The sequence below is a fragment of the Actinoplanes sp. NPDC023714 genome, from assembly GCF_040639855.1.
Classification (GTDB): Bacteria; Actinomycetota; Actinomycetes; order Mycobacteriales; family Micromonosporaceae; genus Actinoplanes.
On the sequence record NZ_JBFAAR010000001.1, the window covers coordinates 1,499,066 to 1,515,752 of the forward strand.

At 71.8% G+C, this 16,687-nt stretch carries 14 protein-coding genes; 9 read left to right on the forward strand and 5 right to left on the reverse strand.

Annotated elements, in window-relative coordinates:
- Positions 1-48: 48 nt before the first annotated feature.
- The 4 genes from AB0G10_RS07040 to AB0G10_RS07055 all read right to left on the reverse strand — a co-directional run bounded on the left by AB0G10_RS07040 (position 49) and on the right by AB0G10_RS07055 (position 4,513).
- On the reverse strand, positions 49-1,467 hold the full coding sequence (locus AB0G10_RS07040; protein ID WP_360917708.1) for a protein kinase: 1,419 nt from the start codon (positions 1,465-1,467) through the stop codon (positions 49-51).
- 171 nt (positions 1,468-1,638) lie between these two features.
- Positions 1,639-2,019 (reverse strand): RidA family protein, encoded by a 381-nt coding sequence (locus AB0G10_RS07045; protein ID WP_360917711.1) that lies wholly within the window; start codon positions 2,017-2,019, stop codon positions 1,639-1,641.
- Complete coding sequence (locus AB0G10_RS07050; RefSeq protein WP_360917714.1) at positions 2,019-3,221, reverse strand: amidohydrolase/deacetylase family metallohydrolase; 1,203 nt, start codon at positions 3,219-3,221, stop codon at positions 2,019-2,021. Before AB0G10_RS07050 ends, AB0G10_RS07045 begins: the two co-directional genes overlap by 1 nt.
- Positions 3,218-4,513, reverse strand: a complete 1,296-nt coding sequence (locus AB0G10_RS07055; protein ID WP_360917717.1) for a helix-turn-helix domain-containing protein — start codon at positions 4,511-4,513, stop codon at positions 3,218-3,220. Before AB0G10_RS07055 ends, AB0G10_RS07050 begins: the two co-directional genes overlap by 4 nt.
- 155 nt (positions 4,514-4,668) lie before the next feature.
- Between AB0G10_RS07055 and AB0G10_RS07060 the strand changes: the two genes are divergently transcribed.
- The 4 genes from AB0G10_RS07060 to AB0G10_RS07075 are packed head-to-tail and all read left to right on the forward strand — an operon-like array spanning position 4,669 to position 9,030.
- Positions 4,669-5,931: an extracellular solute-binding protein gene (locus tag AB0G10_RS07060; RefSeq protein WP_360917720.1), complete on the forward strand. Its 1,263-nt coding sequence runs from the start codon at positions 4,669-4,671 to the stop codon at positions 5,929-5,931.
- A complete protein-coding gene (locus AB0G10_RS07065) occupies positions 5,928-6,809 on the forward strand; it encodes a sugar ABC transporter permease (RefSeq protein WP_360917723.1) in 882 nt (293 codons plus the stop codon). Before AB0G10_RS07060 ends, AB0G10_RS07065 begins: the two co-directional genes overlap by 4 nt.
- Positions 6,806-7,645 (forward strand): carbohydrate ABC transporter permease, encoded by an 840-nt coding sequence (locus tag AB0G10_RS07070; protein ID WP_360917726.1) that lies wholly within the window; start codon positions 6,806-6,808, stop codon positions 7,643-7,645. The genes AB0G10_RS07065 and AB0G10_RS07070 overlap by 4 nt, the downstream gene beginning before the upstream one ends.
- Complete coding sequence (locus tag AB0G10_RS07075) at positions 7,642-9,030, forward strand: beta-N-acetylhexosaminidase (RefSeq protein WP_360917729.1); 1,389 nt, start codon at positions 7,642-7,644, stop codon at positions 9,028-9,030. Before AB0G10_RS07070 ends, AB0G10_RS07075 begins: the two co-directional genes overlap by 4 nt.
- A 10-nt stretch (positions 9,031-9,040) precedes the next feature.
- On the opposite strand, the gene AB0G10_RS07080 is transcribed toward AB0G10_RS07075, so the two are convergent.
- Positions 9,041-9,919, reverse strand: coding sequence for an aminoglycoside phosphotransferase family protein (locus AB0G10_RS07080; protein ID WP_360917732.1), 879 nt, complete (start codon positions 9,917-9,919; stop codon positions 9,041-9,043).
- Between the two features lie 28 nt (positions 9,920-9,947).
- Here AB0G10_RS07080 and AB0G10_RS07085 point away from each other — a divergent pair, with 28 nt between their 5' ends.
- The 5 genes from AB0G10_RS07085 (at position 9,948) to AB0G10_RS07105 (ending at position 16,593) form a co-directional block, all read left to right on the forward strand.
- On the forward strand, positions 9,948-11,123 hold the full coding sequence (locus AB0G10_RS07085; protein WP_360917735.1) for an alanine racemase: 1,176 nt from the start codon (positions 9,948-9,950) through the stop codon (positions 11,121-11,123).
- Entirely contained in the window at positions 11,123-12,160 is a 1,038-nt protein-coding gene (locus AB0G10_RS07090) for a 2-phosphosulfolactate phosphatase (RefSeq protein ID WP_360917737.1), read from the forward strand. The genes AB0G10_RS07085 and AB0G10_RS07090 overlap by 1 nt, the downstream gene beginning before the upstream one ends.
- 1,370 nt (positions 12,161-13,530) lie before the next feature.
- A complete protein-coding gene (locus AB0G10_RS07095; protein WP_360917739.1) occupies positions 13,531-14,079 on the forward strand; it encodes a hypothetical protein in 549 nt (182 codons plus the stop codon).
- A 75-nt stretch (positions 14,080-14,154) separates the two neighbouring features.
- The gene (gene aspS, locus AB0G10_RS07100; protein ID WP_360917741.1) at positions 14,155-15,957 is read left to right on the forward strand and encodes an aspartate--tRNA ligase; all 1,803 of its coding nucleotides are present in this window, start codon (positions 14,155-14,157) and stop codon (positions 15,955-15,957) included.
- Positions 15,958-16,104: 147 nt separating this feature from the next.
- Positions 16,105-16,593 carry a GyrI-like domain-containing protein gene (locus AB0G10_RS07105; protein WP_360917743.1) on the forward strand — a complete coding sequence of 163 codons (489 nt, stop codon included), beginning with the start codon at positions 16,105-16,107 and terminating at the stop codon, positions 16,591-16,593.
- Positions 16,594-16,687: the final 94 nt, after the last annotated feature.

A 16,687-nucleotide genomic window follows, 5' to 3' on the forward strand; every position in this document is an offset into this window, starting at 1 on the left:
AAGGTCAGATATTACCGACAGACACGCAGCGTAGGGATCGCCATATCGTCACGATTCCGTGTTCCCCGTCTCCTCCTCGGGCTCCTGCTCGTTCTCGCCGCCGCCCTGGTCCTCCTCCTCGGGCGCCGTGGTCGTGGTCGCGGTGGGCTCGGGTGCGGTCGTGGTGGCGGTGGTCGGCGCCTCGGTCTCCGGAGCCGTGGTGGTCGTCGTCGCGGTCGGCCCGGGATCGGTGGTGGCCGGAGCCGCCGGGGCGCTGGTCCGCGGCGACGGGCTCCGTTTCTGATCATTTCCGCTGGTCGGATTGATCTTGCCACTCCCGCCGGCGTCGTCGTCGTCCTTCGTGGACGGACTGGGCGCGGTGGACGGCTGGAGCTCGGCCGGGGTGGTGACGACCGGGGGCTCGCCGGAGAAGAGGCCGAACGGGTCGGTCACGGCGATCAGGACGCCGCCGCCCAGCACCGCCGCGAGCAGGGCGGACAGGACGACGAGGTTACGTCGTTTCGCGGGCGCCGATTCCTCGGTCACACCGGGTGACGGCAGGAGGGGCCCCACCGCGGTGTCGGCCAGCGGTGGCCGCGGCGTCGCGACGGTGGCCACGCCGGCTCCGGCCAGGATCGCCGTGTCGGTGTCCTGCAGGGCGCTCGCCGCGTCGGCGTCCTGCAGCGCACTCGCCGCGTCGGCCATGGCGGCGGCCGACGGGAAGCGCGCCTCCGGGTCCTTCGCCAGCGCCCGCAGCACCAGCTCCCGCACCGGCGCGGGCACCCCGGCGGGCAGCGGCGGCGGCTCCTCGCTGACGTGCTGGAGCGCTACGGCCAGCGGGTTGTCGCCGGTGAACGGCGGCCGGCCGGCGAGGCAGTGGTAGGCGACGGCGCCCAGCGCGTAGATGTCGGCGGACGGCCCGGTGGCCTGCTTCGAGACCTGCTCCGGCGCGATGTAGAGCGCGGTCCCGACCACCTCCCGGGCACCGGTGAGCGTCACCGACTGGGCGGAGCGGGCCACCCCGAAGTCGACGAGGACGACGGTCCCGTCCGGTTCGATGATCAGGTTGCCGGGTTTGACGTCGCGGTGCACGATCCCGGCCTCGTGCGCGGCCGCCAGGGCCCGCGCGGCCTGCGCCACGATCGACATCGTCTCGGCGGGGCCGAGCGAACCCCGTTCGGCGATCCGCTTGTCGAGCGGCAGGCCGTCGACGCGGGCCATCACGAGGTAGGCGCCGTCGTCACCGGCGTCGCCGAAGTCGTAGACCGGCACGACGCCGGCGTGGCGCAGCGAGGCCATGGCGCGCGCTTCGTGCTGGAACCGGGTCCGGAAACCGGAGTCCCCGGCGTATCCGGCGAGCAGCGTCTTCACCGCCACCGGCCGGCCGAGCACCGTGTCGGTGGCGCGCCAGACCTCTCCCATGCCGCCCGCGGCCAGCCGGTCGTCGAGCCGGTAGCGGTCACCGAGCAACTCTCCAGGCTGAGGCATGGGTATCCCCCTACCCATGCACCGCCGTCACAAAAACGGCGGGCCGGGAACTCCGGCCCGCCGGTGTCCGGCTTGCGGAACGTCATGTCCGGCGTCCTGTCGAACGGCAGATGCCGCCGATGGGATTCGGCGGCGCCTGCCGTTCTGTTCGCCCCGGTGGCGGCGACGTGATCAGGCGCCGGTGTAGAGCACCGCGTCGATCTCGATGTCGAAGCCGACCAGCGGCACCGGCAACGTCGTCCGGACCGGCAGGTCGGACCCCTTGATGTACTCCTTGTAGATCTCGTTCATCTCCGGGAAGTCGCCGAAGTCGCGCAGGTAGACGCCGACCCGGACGGCCTGATCGAGGCTGGAGCCGGCCGCCTCGGCCACCGCGGCGAGGTTGCGGAAGGCGGCGTGCGCCTGCTCGGCGAAGCTGCCGGTGACCCAGGTGCCGTCGGGCAGGGCGGGGACGGCGCCGGCCAGGTAGATGGTGTCGCCGGCGACGACGGCGTGTGAGTACGGGCCGCCGGCGGGCGCCGCCTTGTCGGTGATCACAGCGCGCTTGGGCATCAGGAACTCCTTCGTGGGAACTGTTCGGCCAGCCCGTCCACCCCGACGAGCGGGGTGGTGAGCAGGTCACGGATGGCTTGCGAGCGTCGGTCCAGGGCCGACCGCTGCGCGTCGGTGAGCGGGATCCAGGGCGCGGGCGGAGCCGGCAGCCGCGGCGGGAGCAGCCGGCCGGCCACGTAGGTGGCGCGGTTGACGAGCCGGACCGGGGAGACGCGGACCTGGCGGTGGGCGTCGACCACGGTGAGCGGCTCCTCCCGTACGTCGAAGATCGCGATATCGGCCGGAGCACCCACCTCCAGGGCGCAGGTGAGGCCCAGCGCCGCGGCCGGGTGCGCGGTGACCGCCGCGATCACGTCGGCCAGCGGCACCCCCACGGCCAGCAGCTTCGCCATCGTGGTGGGCAGGTCGAAGACCGGTCCGTGCAGCGAGCGGGCGTGCAGGTCGGTGGAGACCGTGTACGGCCGCAGCCCGGCGTCGAGCTGGGCCTCGAGCACGTCGAACGCGAACCCGCCGGACCCGTGGCCGAGGTCGAGCAGCACCCCGCGGCCGGCGGCGGCGCGCACCGACGGGCCGAGCGGGGCCGCGATCCCGCTCGAGCAGTGCGTCACCAGGTCGCCGGGCCGCAGCAGATCGAGCACCTCGTCGAGGGAGGGCGGGGCGGTGCCGATGTGGACCATCACGGGTACGCCGCAGGCCTGCGCGGCGGCCAGCCCCCGGCGCAGCGGTTCGACGCCGTTGGCGCCCACCGTCTCGGCGTCGATGCGGACCTTGACGCCGTGGAAGAGGTCGCGGTTCGCCTGGATGGTGTCGACCGCCAGCGCGACGTCGCAGTTGGCCAGGTCGCGGCTCTCTCCGGTGCGCCCGGCCAGGCCCACCGCGGAGATGTTGAGCAGGGCGTGCACCCGGACGGCCGCGGCGTCCGCGACGCGGCGCAGGCCGGTGACCGTGTAGGCGCCGGCCGACCCGGCGTCCACCCAGGAGGTGACGCCGGAGCACCAGGCGATCGGGTCGGGGTCGATGCCCCAGTATCCCGGCCCGACGTGGGTGTGCAGGTCGATCAGGCCCGGAGTCACCAGGCAGCCGCTCACGTCGGCGACCTCGCGGGCGTCCCGGGGGAGTGCCGGGCCGATCGCGGCGATCCGGCCGCCGGAGACCGCGACGTCGCCCGCCTCGCCGCCGGTGAGCAGCAGGTCCCAGGTCATGCCGGCGCGCCCAGCGCCGAGGCGATCGCCAGCCGGTAGAGCCGGGTGGGCCGGCCCTTCCGATGCTCCTGCGCGCTGCCGGTCTCGGTCACGAGCGAGGCCGAGGTGAGCTTGCGGATCAGCCGCCGCCCGCTCGGGTCGGTGATCCCCAGCGACCGGGCCAGCTCGCTGGGGGAGAGCGGCCGGCCGTCCAGCGACCGTTCCAGCGCGGCGAGCCGGGACAGCGTCGCCGGGCTGAGGCCGGCCCGCTCGGCGAGATCCTCGAGCTCGCCGTGCTCGCGGTAGGTGTAGGCGAGCGGCGTCGCGGCGGCGCCCATCGGCCCGATCGTCATCCCGTCGCCGGAGAACAGGTAGGCCCCGGGCTCGGCGTCCTGCTCGGCCCGCGCGGCGGCCCGCTCGGCCAGGGTGACGCTGAGCCGCGCGGACGGCCCGATGCCGAAGCCGGCGACGGCCCGGGTGCCGAGCGAGTCGCGGGCCTCGGCCAGCACCGGCAGGCCGGTCCACTGCCGGGTGACGGTCTCGAAGAGCGAGGCGGGCGCCAGCACCAGCACGCCGCGGGCGCCCCGCTGGTCGATCCAGGCGTCGGCGAACTCGGGGGTGTTGAGCAGCAGGTGCTGGAGGCCGACCCGGGCCCGGTCGAGATCGGCGATCGAGATGGCGGGCAGCCGGAAGAGCGCGGCCGCGAAACGCTGCCCGTCGGCCCGCTTGTTGCGGATGCGCAGGGCCAGTTCGTGCAGGTCGGCGCGGATGGTGCCGGGGGTGGCGAGGGCGTGCAGGACGGCGGTCTGCCCGTCCAGCGCGGCGGCGACGCCCATCCGGACGCTGATGACGTAGGGCGCGCCGGTCCGGGCCAGCTGCTCCCGATGGAACGCGACCACGTCGGCGACCGGCTGGTCCGGGTCGAACGGGCAGGCCGCGATCGCGGCCCGGTCCAGGCCGAGGGCGGCCGCCACCTCGTCGATCGTCTCGGTCGCGAAGGTGTCGATGCTGACCGGCGTGGCCGGCCAGCCGTTGCCCCGGGCCCGCGCCCAGGCCACCGCCAGGTCGAGGGCGGCCGAGCGGGTGACCGAGAACGGCAGGTCGGCGGGGATCAGGTCACGGGCCCGGGCGTACGGGACCAGGCCGAGGAGCAGCCCGTCGGGGCGGTCGCCGGCGAGCAGGCCGGCCACCCGGTCCCGGATCTCGTCCTCGTGCTCGTAGACCGCCCAGGCGAACGTGACGCCGCTGAGCGTGCTCGCCGCCTCAGCGAACCGTGCCCGGTGTCCGGCGTGGACCACCAGACCGATCACCATGCCCCCTCCGGTTCCCAAGTAGTTCGTAAATAGCCGCTGAATCATCGCGCTCACCGAGTTAACAAGCAAGGTCTTGACGATCCGCAACTTTCACCAGCAGGCTATGCGGCACCGATAAACGAACTATTAACGAACCTGGATCGTCAGGAGTGCCGATGAAGATACGTCTCGCCGCCGCCGCGGCCGTAACCCTCGCACTGACCGCCTGCGCCCCCTCCACCTCCGCTCCCGCCGAGACCGCCACCGATGGCGGCCCCACGACCGGCGCCCTCAAGGTGTGGCTGTTCGACGAGCCCAACCGCGCGCCCAAGGAGGCCGTGGTCAACGAGGCGATCACCGAGTTCACCGGCTCGCACCCGGACACCACCGTGGAGATCCAGTACATCCCGGTGGACACCCGCAGCGAGCGGTTCAAGGGCGCTTTCAACGACCCGTCGAGCGCGCCCGACGTGGTCGAGTACGGCAACACCGACCTGCCCGAGTACGCGGCGGCCGGCGGCCTCGCCGACCTCGCGGAGGTGGAGAAGAGCTGGTCCGAGGCGAAGGATCTCTCCGCCGACGCCAAGGCCAGCGCCACCTACGAGGGCACCCTGCTGGGCGTCCCGTGGTACCTCGGCGTCCGCGCCCTCTACTACCGCACCGACGTCTTCGAGGAACTGGGCCTCAAGCCGCCCGCGACGATCGCCGAGCTGACCACGACGGCCCGCCAGATCAGGGCGAAGAAGCCCGACATGTACGGCATCGCCGTCGGCGGCAAGTACACCTACGGCGCGATGCCGTTCGTCTGGGCCAACGGCGGAGAGCTGACCGACCTCGACTCCGACGCCGCCAAGGCCGGCCTCGAGACCTACACCGACCTGATCGCCGCGGACAACTGCCCGCCGCAGAACTGCGCCGACCTGACCGGCGGCAAGACCGTCGAGCTGTTCGCCAGCGGCAAGGCGGCCATGGGCATCCTCGGCAACTTCAACCGCGCCGCTGTCGACGCCGGGGTCGCCAAGGGCAAGTACGCGGTCGTCCCGCTGCCCGGCACCACGGCCGGCTCGGTGGCGCCCGCGTTCGCCGGCGGCAACAACCTCGGCATCATGAAGAACGCCCAGCGCCCGGCCCTGGCCAGGGACTTCCTGACGCTGCTGGCGAGCGGGAAGTACCAGGCCAAGATGTACGACGCGATGGGCAACCTGCCGACGCTGAAGCCGGCCAGCGACGAGGTCGCGGCGAAGGACGCGTTCGTGAAGCCGTTCATCGACACGATCGGCGCCGGCACGAAGTTCGTCCCGCTGAACCCGGGCTGGGGCAAGGTCGACGCCTCCGCCGTGCTGCCCACGATGATCGAGAAGGTCGCCACCGGCAAGGCCACCGTGGACGAGGCCACCGCCGAGGCGGCGAAGCAGATCGACGAGGCCCTGGCCAAGTGACACGGAACAAGACCCGGGCACCGCTGTGGCTGCTTCTGCCGGCCGCGGTGGTGCTCGGGGGTCTCTTCCTCTACCCGATGTACCAGCTCGGGCTGCTGTCCGTGCTGGACTTCACCCAGGCGCAGGTCAGCGGCGGCGAGCCGACCCGGTTCGTCGGCGCGGAGAACTACAGCGACCTCTTCGGCGACCCGCGGTTCTGGTCGGTGCTCGGCGCGACGGTGGTGTTCGCGGCCGGCTGCGTGATCGCCACGCTCGCGGTCGGCGCCGGCCTGGCGGTGCTGCTCACCCGGATCAGCCGGGTGCCGCGGCTGCTGCTGTCGGTCGCCGCGATGGCCGCCTGGGCGGTGCCGGCCGTCTCCGGCTCGACCACCTGGATGTTCCTCTTCGACACCGACCTGGGCTTCGTGAACCAGCTGCTCGGCATCGAGGGCTTCAACTGGATGTACGACCGGTACACCGCGTTCGCCCTGGTCGGCGCCGTGGTGGTGTGGGCGTCGTTCCCGTTCGTCATGGTGACGCTCTACGCCGGCATCGAGGCCATCCCGAAGTCGGTGCTGGAGGCCGCGTCGCTGGACGGTGCGAACGCCTGGCGCGCCTTCTGGCAGATCATGGTGCCGATCCTGCGCCCGGTGCTGGCCATCGTGGTGATCCAGTCGATCATCTGGGACTTCAAGGTCTTCACCCAGATCTACGTGATGACCCGCGGCGGCGGCCTGGCCGGTCAGAACCTCACCCTCAACGTCTACGCGTACCAGCAGGCCTTCGCCTCCAGCGAGTACGGCCGCGGCGCCGCGATCGGCGTGGTGATGATGCTGATCCTGCTCGCCGTCACGCTCCTCTACCTCAGGACCCTGCGCCGATCCGGAGAACAGCTATGAGAGCCGGTCGTCGCCTGCTCGACGCGGTGGCGGTGCTGATCGCCCTGGTCACCGTCTTCCCGATCTACTGGATGGTGCTGTCGGCGGTGAAGCCGGCCGGCGAGATCCAGTCGCTGAATCAGCGCCCGTGGACGTTCCATCCGTCGCTCGCCGCGTTCCAGCGGGTGCTGCAGGTCAACGACTTCGGCCGCTACCTGCTCAACAGCCTGCTGGTGGCGCTCGTCGTGGTGGCGGTCTCCGGGCTGATCGCGTTCCTCGCCGCGGTGGCGCTGACCCGCTTCCACTTCCGGTTCCGCACCACCATCCTGGTGACCTTCCTGATCGCCCAGATGGTGCCGATCGAGGCGCTGACCATCCCGCTCTTCTTCCTGGTCCGGGACGTCGGGACGGTCGTGCCGGGGGTCGGGCTCAACACGCTCGGGTCGCTCATGCTGGTGCACACCGCGTTCACCCTGCCGTTCGCGATCTGGATGCTGCGCGGGTTCGTCCAGGCCATCCCGGACGAGCTCGACGAGGCCGCCCAGATCGACGGCGCCGGACGCTTCACGGTGCTCTGGCGCATCCTGTTCCCGCTGGTGGCGCCGGGCCTCGCGGCGGTCAGCGTGTTCTCCTTCATCCACGCGTGGAACGACTTCCTGTTCGCGCGTACCTTCATCATCAGCGAGGCGGACAACCAGACCCTGCCGATGGCGCTGCTGGTGTTCTTCAAGCCCGACGAGAACGACTGGGGAGCCATCATGGCGGCGTCGACACTCATGACGGTGCCCGTGCTGATCTTCTTCCTGATCGTCCGTCGCCGGCTTGTCGCGGGCCTGGGCGGGGCGGTGAAGGATTGATTCCGAAACCCCTTTCTTCCGTACGGTCGGAGCACCGTGGCGGCACCGCACCGGCCGGGGAGGTCCGCACCCGGATCGACCCCGAGCTGGGCCGCGAGGCCTACGAGCTGCGCCGCTCGGCGTCCGGGGCCGAGGTGACCGGCGGCTCGGAGGCGGGCGTCTTCTACGGGTTGCAGACCCTCGCCCAGTTGCCGCCCGGCGGCGACGTGCACATCGTGGACGCGCCCCGGTTCGCGTGGCGCGGCGTGCTCCTCGACGTGGCACGGCACTTCATGCCCGTACCCGAGGTCTTGCGCTTCATCGATCTTCTGGCTTTTCACAAGCTGAACGTCCTGCACCTTCACCTCACCGACGACCAGGGCTGGCGGATCGAGGTGCCGGGCTGGCCGCGGCTCACCACGGTCGGGGCCTGGCGCGGCGAGTCGATGCGCGGCTCCCGAATCCACGAGCTGTACGACGGGCGGCCGCACGGCGGGTTCTACACCTCGGACGACCTGCGCGCGATCGTGGCCCACGCGGCCGACCGGCACGTCACCGTGGTCCCGGAGATCGACATGCCCGGGCACATGCAGGCGGCGATCGCGGCGTACCCGGAGCTCGGCAACGGCTTCGCCGGGCCGGTCCGGACCGCCTGGGGGATCTCCCCGCACGTGCTCAACCTGGAGCCGGCCACCCTCGCCTTCTGCCGCGAGGTCCTCGACCACGTCTGCGACATCTTCCCCTCCGACCTGATCGGCATCGGCGGCGACGAGTGCCCGACCGAGGAGTGGCCGGGCGGCCGCGAACTGCAGGTGGCGTTCACCGCGGCGATGGCGGAACACCTCGCCGGCCGGGGCCGCCGGGTCTACGGCTGGGACGAGATCCTGGCCGGGGGAGCCCCGGAGGGCGCGGTGATCGCGGCGTGGCGCGGCGAGGAACCGGTCGAGGTCGCGATCCGCGCCGGTCACCAGGTGGTGGCCTGCCCGGACGTGCGCCTCTACCTGGACTACCGGCAGTCCGACGACCCGGGCGAGCCGACCCCGGTGGGCACGCTGCTCACCCTCGAGGACGTCTACGCCTACGAGCCGCCCGCGTCCCCGCTCGTGCTCGGCTGTCAGGCGAACCTCTGGACCGAGCACATGGAGTCGCTGCGGCGCGTGGAATACATGGCGTTCCCCCGGCTCTGCGCCTTCGCCGAGGTGGTGTGGAGCCCGGCCGGCCGGGACTTCGCCGACTTCGCGGCCCGGCTGCCCGCCCACCTGGCCCGGCTCGACGCGATGGGGGTCAACTACCGGCCGCTCACCGGCCCCCGGCCCGGGGACGGCCGGCCGGACGCGCCGGGCAATCCGCGCACCCTCGCCGACCGGCTCGCCGAACTGCACGAGATGACCGCGGATCTGCGGTGATCCGGTGACGTCAGGACACGAGCGGCAGCAGGCGCTGTGCCACCTTCAGCGAGCGCATCCCTCTCCTCCCGGTCCCCTCGGCGGACCAGAGCTCGGCGAGGACGGCCTGGGCGAACCCCCAGCCGATCACCCGCTCGACCGGCATGCCGAGGCCGTCCGCGAGCTGCTCGATCCGGGCCGGGAGCAGGTCGAGCACGGTGTCGTCGTCGCCCTCCGGGTCCGGGTTGTAGAGCAGCGCCCCGACCTCGTACCCGGGGTCGCCGACGACGCCGTGCGGGTCGATCGCGAGCCACGGCTCCCGGCCGGCGGTCAGGATGTTGTCGTGGTGCAGATCCCCGTGCAGGACGACCCGCTCGGTCGCGGTGGCGCAGAGCTCGGCGAAGACCCGGGCGCCGCGTTCCACCAGCTTCCCGCCTCCGCTCAGGTGCCTCGCTTCTCTCAGGTGCCTCTCTTCTCCCAGGTGCCTCTCTTTGCTCAGGTGCCTCTCTTTGCTCAGGTGCCGCTCGAACGTCGCGAGCCGGTCGGCGAGGTCCGGCATCTCGATGTCGTCGGGGGCGGGCCGGTGGAGTCTCCGGACCACGCTGATCAGGGCCGCGGTGGCTGTCGTGTCGTCGGTCGCCGCCAGTGCGGCGGCAGGCGTACCCGGAAGGGCTTCCTCAAGAAGCAAGGCTCCTCGTGCGTCGTCGCGCGCGAGCACCGCGACCGCGCCCCGGCCGGCGAAGAACTCCAGGGCGGCGGCCTCGTGACCCTCGCCCGGAACGCCCAGTTTGAGCACCGCCCGGCTGCCGTCCGCGCGGCGCACCCGGGCCACCCAGTTCAGGCTGAGCGGGAGAGGTCCGGCCAGGCGCAGGTCCCATTCCCGCAGCAGGGCATCCACTCGTCTGTCCATGGGGCGGAGTCTATTTTGGGAGGTCACAGTGACGATCGACTGGCGGAGCAAGGGGTTCTGGGCGCCCGATGAGCCCTGGACGGCGTCGGGGAATCCCAGCATCTTCGGCGGCGGCTTCACCTGGCCGCTCATGGTGGTGCGCCGCGACGCGGTGGCCGCGAACGTCGCGACGATGGCGGCCTACTGCCGCCGGCACGGCGTCGAGTTCGCGCCGCACGCCAAGACCACGATGGCACCCGGCCTGCTCGACGCGCAGATGGAGGCGGGCGCCTGGGGCATGACGGTGGCCACGCCCAACCAGGCCCTGGTGCTGCGCCGGCTCGGCATCGAACGCGTGCTCATCGCCAACGAGGTCCTCGACCCGACCGCGCTCTCCTGGCTCGCCCGCGAATCGGCGGCCGGCTGGGATGTCTACTTCCAGGTCGACTCGCTCGCCGGCGTCGAAGCGGCCGCGGCCACCGGCGGTCCCCTCCGGATCCTCGTCGAGCTCGGGCATCCGGGCGGGCGCACCGGCGTGCGCGGCCTCGACGCCCTCGAGTCGGTGGCCCGGGCCGTCGCGGCGGCGCCGGGTCTGGAATTGGCCGGGGTGACCGGGTACGAGGGTCAGCTGCCCACCCTGCCCGAAGTCGACGCCTACCTCGACCTCCTCGTCGACGGGGTCGAACGCCTCGCCGCGGCCGGCCTGCTGCCGGAGCGACCATGGGTGTCGGCCGGCGGCAGCGCCTGGTTCGACCGGGTGATCGACCGCTTCGCACGGCTCGCGCCGTCCGCTCGCGTGATCGTCCGCAGTGGCGCTTCGGTGACCCATGACGACGGCTTCTACCGGACGCGGACGCCGTTCGTGCGGGTTCCGTCGGAGGGGCCGCTCGACGCCGCCCTGGAGATCTGGGCTCAGGTGCTGTCGGTCCCGGAGCCGGGCCTCGCGATCGTGGGGATGGGCAAGAGGGACGCGCCCTTCGACGAGGGGTTGCCGGTGGTGTGGCAGCGGCGTCGTGCGGGCGCGCTCTCCAACATTTCCGACATTTCGGTTTTGAAGCTGAATGACCACCACACGTATCTGTCGTTCGGTGATGCCGATCTCCTCCCCGGCGACCTGCTCCGCTTCGGCATCTCCCACCCGTGTACCGCTTTCGACAAGTGGCGGGACATCCCGGTGGTGGACGAGGATCGCAACGTGGTCGACGTCCTGCACACCTTCTTCTGATGGTCTTCAGCCAGAGCTCCTATGATCTCCGCTTCGACTGGGGCCTCTCCGGCGCGGCCGCGATAGCACCGGGCGCCTTCGTGGTGGCGGTGGTGGACGTGCTGTCGTTCACGACGGCCCTGACCGTGGCAGCGGAGAACGGCACAGCGGTCCTCCCTCATCGCTGGCGAGACCCCTCAGCAGCCGATGCAGCCCGCCGCCACAACGCAGCCCTGGCAGTGGGCCGATCCCAGGCACGAAGGCTCTCCCAGCCCGTCCCCGCCCCCTCGCCAGGCGGCGGCCCCCGTTCCCAGCCCGTCCCCGCCCCGTCACCAGGCGGCGGCCCCCGTTCCCAGCCCCTCCCCGCCTCCTTACCAGGCGGCGGCCCCCGTTCCCAGCCCCTCCCCGCCTCCTCGCCAGACGGCGGCCCCGGTTCCCAGCCCGTCCCCGCCCCGTCACCAGGCGGCGGCCCCCGTTCCCAGGCCGGCGCCAGCTCGGGGCCCGGCGCCGATTCCCAAGCCGGAGGCGATCCCCAACCCACCCACGGCGAGGTGAGCCTCTCACCCGCCACCATCGCGGCAGCCTCCCACCTGGAACGCCTGATCCTCCCGTCCCCCAACGGCTCCACAATCTCCGCAGCCCTGGCCGAGACCGGCGCCACGGTGGTAGGCGTCTCCCTCCGCAACGCATCCGCAGCCGCCGCCTGGGTCCGCACCCGGGCAGCCGGCCGCCCTATAGCCGTAGTAGCCGCCGGCGAACGCTGGCCCGACGGCAACCTACGCCCCGCGATCGAGGACCTCTGGGGAGCCGGGGCCTTCCTCCACCACCTGACGACCCCACTCGGTCCCCGCATCAGCCACTCGTCGCCGGAAGCGGCAGTAGCGATAGCTGCCTACCAAGCGGCAGCCCCAACCCTCCCCTCCCTCCTGGCCGAAACAGCGTCCGGCCGCGAACTGACAGCCAACGGTTACCCGGAGGACGTATCGGTAGCCGCAGCGGTGAACACGAGCCACGCGGTCCCACTCCTGATCGAAGGCTGGTTCCGGCCCGCAACCTGACCAGGCCCCGAATCCCACCAGCCGAGCCCGAGATGACCGGCCCGGCAGGATACCGGCGATCCCCGCCATGACCAGGCTGAAGTCTCGCTGTCTCCAGCCCAGGAATGACATCGACTAGTGCCACCCGCACTCCAAAGCCATCACAATTCATCCATGGGTGGGTGATCGCCTCAGCGGGGGATGTCCCCGCCAGATCATGCCGTTTTACGGTACTTAAGCGCCGTTGAAGCATTCCTCCCTATGCGCCGCCGGAGTCCACCATGCCCGTGTTCCGCGCAGCCGCCCACCAGCCCACCAACCCACCTGTCGGCCGGCCCAACCCGTCCGCCCACCAGGCATCGGCCCAGCCGCCAGGCCGCCCAGCGATGCCCGCCAGCCACCAGTCGCCACCGCCGATCCAGCACCCGCCACCGGCCCCCGTCCAACGCTCACAGGCAATGCCCGGCCATCAGCCGTCGGCCATGCCGGCTCAGCAAGCGCGTCCCGCTCAGCAAGCGCGTCCCGCTCAGCAAGCGCGTCCCGCTCAGCAAGCGCGTCCCGCTCAGCAAGCGCGTCCCGCTCAGCAGCCGGAACGACCTACTCAGCAGCCGCCCCGGCCCGCCCCGCGGCCACGCTCCCACACGCCCGAGCCCTCAACCGCCCACCCGTCCGGCCGCCCCGCACACCCCGCGCACCCCGCCACCAGCGCCGCCCCTCCCAGCCCGAGCACGTCACGTCCCGGCCCGAGCACGTCACGTCCCGGCCCGAGCACGTCACCTCCCAGCCCGGGCACGTCCCGTCCCGCCGGCGACACCCATCCCGGCACCGCGACCTACTCCGCTGGCGGCGCATCCCGTCAGAACAGCGAAGAGGGCTACCACGCCGACCGCACGACCTACCCCTCCGCCAGCGCGGCACATCCCCACGACATCGGTGGCTATCCGCCCAACACCGGCTCCTATCCGCAGAACAACACCTCCTATCCGCCGAACAGCAGCCCTTATCCGCAGGACAACAGCGGCTATCCCCAGCGGCACCCGGTGATCGACGGAACGCCGATCCTCCGCGAGGAACCGCACAACCTCAGGAACGCCGCCGACCGCCCCGGTCCTGAGCACGGGTGGCCGCCTCGCAACGCCCGTACCCATGAAGCTCCGATCCCGGAAGGCCCCACCGAACCACTGAACGCGGCGAAACCACCCGCGGAACCCCCGAGCCGGCCGCCGGCCGCCGCCCCGCCCCGGCCGCACCCCGAACCCGAACCGAGGCCGCCCGCGGAACCCTCGCCCATGCCACCGGCCGATCCCCGGACGGAGCACCCGGCCGGAGAAGCCGAACCCCGCCCCAAGCCGCCCAAACCGAAGCGACGCCGCGGCGCAGCCTTCGCCGTAGTGATCAGCCTCCTCGCGCTGCTGATCTCCGCCGCCGCTGGCTACTACTCCTGGCGGGCGGCCGGCATGGCCGCCATGCACTCGTCGATGTCAGTCCCGGCCGCAGACCACACCACCCCCTCCGCGGAACGGCCGCCCGAACCCGAGGAATACCCCGTCGCTTACGCGAAGGAGCCGCTTCGCGTGCAGGTCGGCTGCTCGGCCGTGATGTTCCTCGACCTGGACGAGCCGCGGGCCGACGCCCGGGAACAGGTCGCCGACCTGAGATACGACAGCCGGTGCGGGGATGAGCCACCACGGCTGAGTCTCGGCGCGGGAGCGGCGGGTGGCAGTCAGCGGAGCAACGCCGACGCCGACGCGGCCGGCTGCCTGCGGGGGATCCGGACGAGCCCGCTCGGGCCCGGCGCGGACGTGGAGGTCGAGAAGGGGACGGCGCTGTGTGTGCTGACCGCGGGGGTTCCGCCGGTCCTCGCGCTGGTGGAGATCATCGACGTCGGCGGCACCGGCACCGCCGGCCTGCGAGCCACGTCGTGGAAGGTCCCTGACTAACCCGTGGCACGCAGCGCGGGGCGTGCCTGACAGAATGTCGGGTGCGCCCCGCGAACCCTGTAAGGAGACATTTCCGTGATCCGTACCCATGACGCCGGGACACTGCGCGCCAGTGACGCCGGCACGACGGTGACGCTCGCCGGGTGGGTGGCCCGCCGGCGCGACCACGGCGGTGTCATCTTCGTCGACCTTCGCGACGCCTCCGGCGTGGTCCAGGTCGTCTTCCGCGAGGAGGACGCGCACGCCCTGCGCAACGAGTTCTGCGTGAAGGTCATCGGCGAGGTCAACGCCCGCCCGGCCGGCAACGAGAACCCGGAACTCGCCACCGGCGCGATCGAGGTCGTCGCCAGCGAGCTGGTCGTGCTCTCCGAGGCGGCTCCGCTGCCGCTGCCGATCGACGACACGATCACCGCGGCCGACGACCTGCGCCTCAAGTACCGCTACCTCGACCTGCGCCGCTCCGGCCCAGCGAAGGCCCTGCGCCTGCGCAGCCGCGCCAACCAGATCGCGCGCGAGGTGCTGCACGCCCACGACTTCAACGAGATCGAGACGCCGACCCTGACCCGGTCGACGCCCGAGGGCGCCCGCGACTTCCTGGTTCCGGTCCGGCTCCAGCCCGGCACCTGGTATGCCCTGCCGCAGTCGCCGCAGCTCTTCAAGCAGCTGCTGATGGTCGCCGGCATGGAGCGGTACTACCAGATCGCCCGTTGTTACCGCGACGAGGACTTCCGCGCCGACCGCCAGCCGGAGTTCACCCAGCTCGACATCGAGATGTCCTTCGTCACCCAGGACGACGTGATCGCGCTCGGCGAGGAGATCGTCTCCAAGCTGTGGAGCGAACTCGCCGGTTACGAGATCCCGCTGCCGATCCCGCGGATCACCTGGACCGACGCGATGAACCGGTACGGCTCGGACAAGCCGGACCTGCGCTACGGCGTCGAGCTGGTGGAGCTGACCGAGTACCTCCGCGGCACCGAGTTCCGCGTCTTCGCCGGCGCGATCGACGCAGGCGGTTACGTCGGCGCGGTCGTCATGCCGGGCGGCGCCTCGCAGACCCGCAAGGAGCTGGACGGCTGGCAGGACTGGGCGAAGGCCCGGGGCGCCCGCGGTCTCGCCTACGTCGTCCTCGACGCGGAGACCGGCGAGCCGCGTGGCCCGGTCGCCAAGAACCTCTCCGCCGCTCACCTCGGCGGTCTCGCCGACACGGTCGGCGCGAAGCCGGGCGACGCCGTCTTCTTCGCGGCCTCGGCCGACAAGCGTGAGGCGCAGGAGCTCCTCGGCGCGGCCCGCATCGAGATCGCGAAGCGCGCCAAGCTGATCGACGAGTCGGCCTGGGCGTTCTGCTGGGTCGTCGACGCCCCGATGTTCGAGAAGACGGACGAGGGCGGCTGGACCGCGGTGCACCACCCCTTCACCTCGCCGAACGAGGAGTGGGAGCCCCGCTTCGAGGAGGCGCCCGACCAGGCGCTCGCCTATGCGTACGACATCGTGTGCAACGGCAACGAGATCGGCGGCGGCTCGGTCCGTATCCACCGCGCCGACGTGCAGAGCCGCGTCTTCGAGCTGCTCGGCATCACGCCGGAGGAGGCCGCGGACAAGTTCGGCTTCCTGCTCGAGGCCTTCAAGTACGGCCCGCCGCCGCACGCCGGCATCGCGCTCGGCTGGGACCGCACCTGCATGCTGCTCTCCGGCAACGAGTCGATCCGCGAGGTCATCGCCTTCCCGAAGACCCGTGGCGGTTTCGACCCGCTGACCACCGCGCCGACGCCGATCACCGCGCAGCAGCGCCTCGAGGCCGGCATCGACGCCAAGCCGAAGGCCGCCGCGGGCACTCCGGGCACCGACGGCCAGGCCGCACCGGTCCAGCACTCGAACTGAATCCCCGGCCGACCGGGACGCCGGACCAGCTCGCTGCCCGAGCTGGTCCGGCTTTTTCATGCCCGAAAGCCCAAGATCAAGATCAAGATCCAGCCCCTTTCGTACGGGCGGAATGCGGACCCGCCGGGTTCCAGCGAGACTGACGGTGTGGAGCCGACCATCGTCACCCGGGCCGAGCAGCTCTATCTCGGCCGCCGCGAGTCGATCACGATGACCGAGTTCGCCCGCGTCGCCGACCACCTGCCCACCATGCTCGCCGACCTGGCGGGCCGGGGCGTGCCCGTCGCCGGGGCTCCCTTCTTCCGGTACCGCGTGATCGACATGTCGGCCGAGATGCTGGTCGAGGCCGGCATCCCGCTCGCCGTTCCGGTCGAGGTGGACGGGCCCGGTTTCGTCGACACGCTGCCGGCCGGCCGGTATGCCACGGTCGTGCACGTCGGCCATCCCGACGAACTGATGGCCGCCACCGCCCGCCTCCTCGGGTGGGCGCAGGATCAGGGCCTCGCGTGGGACATGACACCCACGCCCACCGGCGAGGAGTGGGCCTGCCGGCTCGAGATGCTCTTGACCAACCCGGCCGAGCAGCCCGACATGCACAAGTGGGAAACGGTCCTGCTCTTCAAGCTCGCTGACTGAGCGCATCGCGATCATCTCCGTCCGGACGGCGCCTGGGCGTTCCACATTAGCCATGCAAAGGAATTGTGCAAAGGGCTTGTGCACAGATATTGTG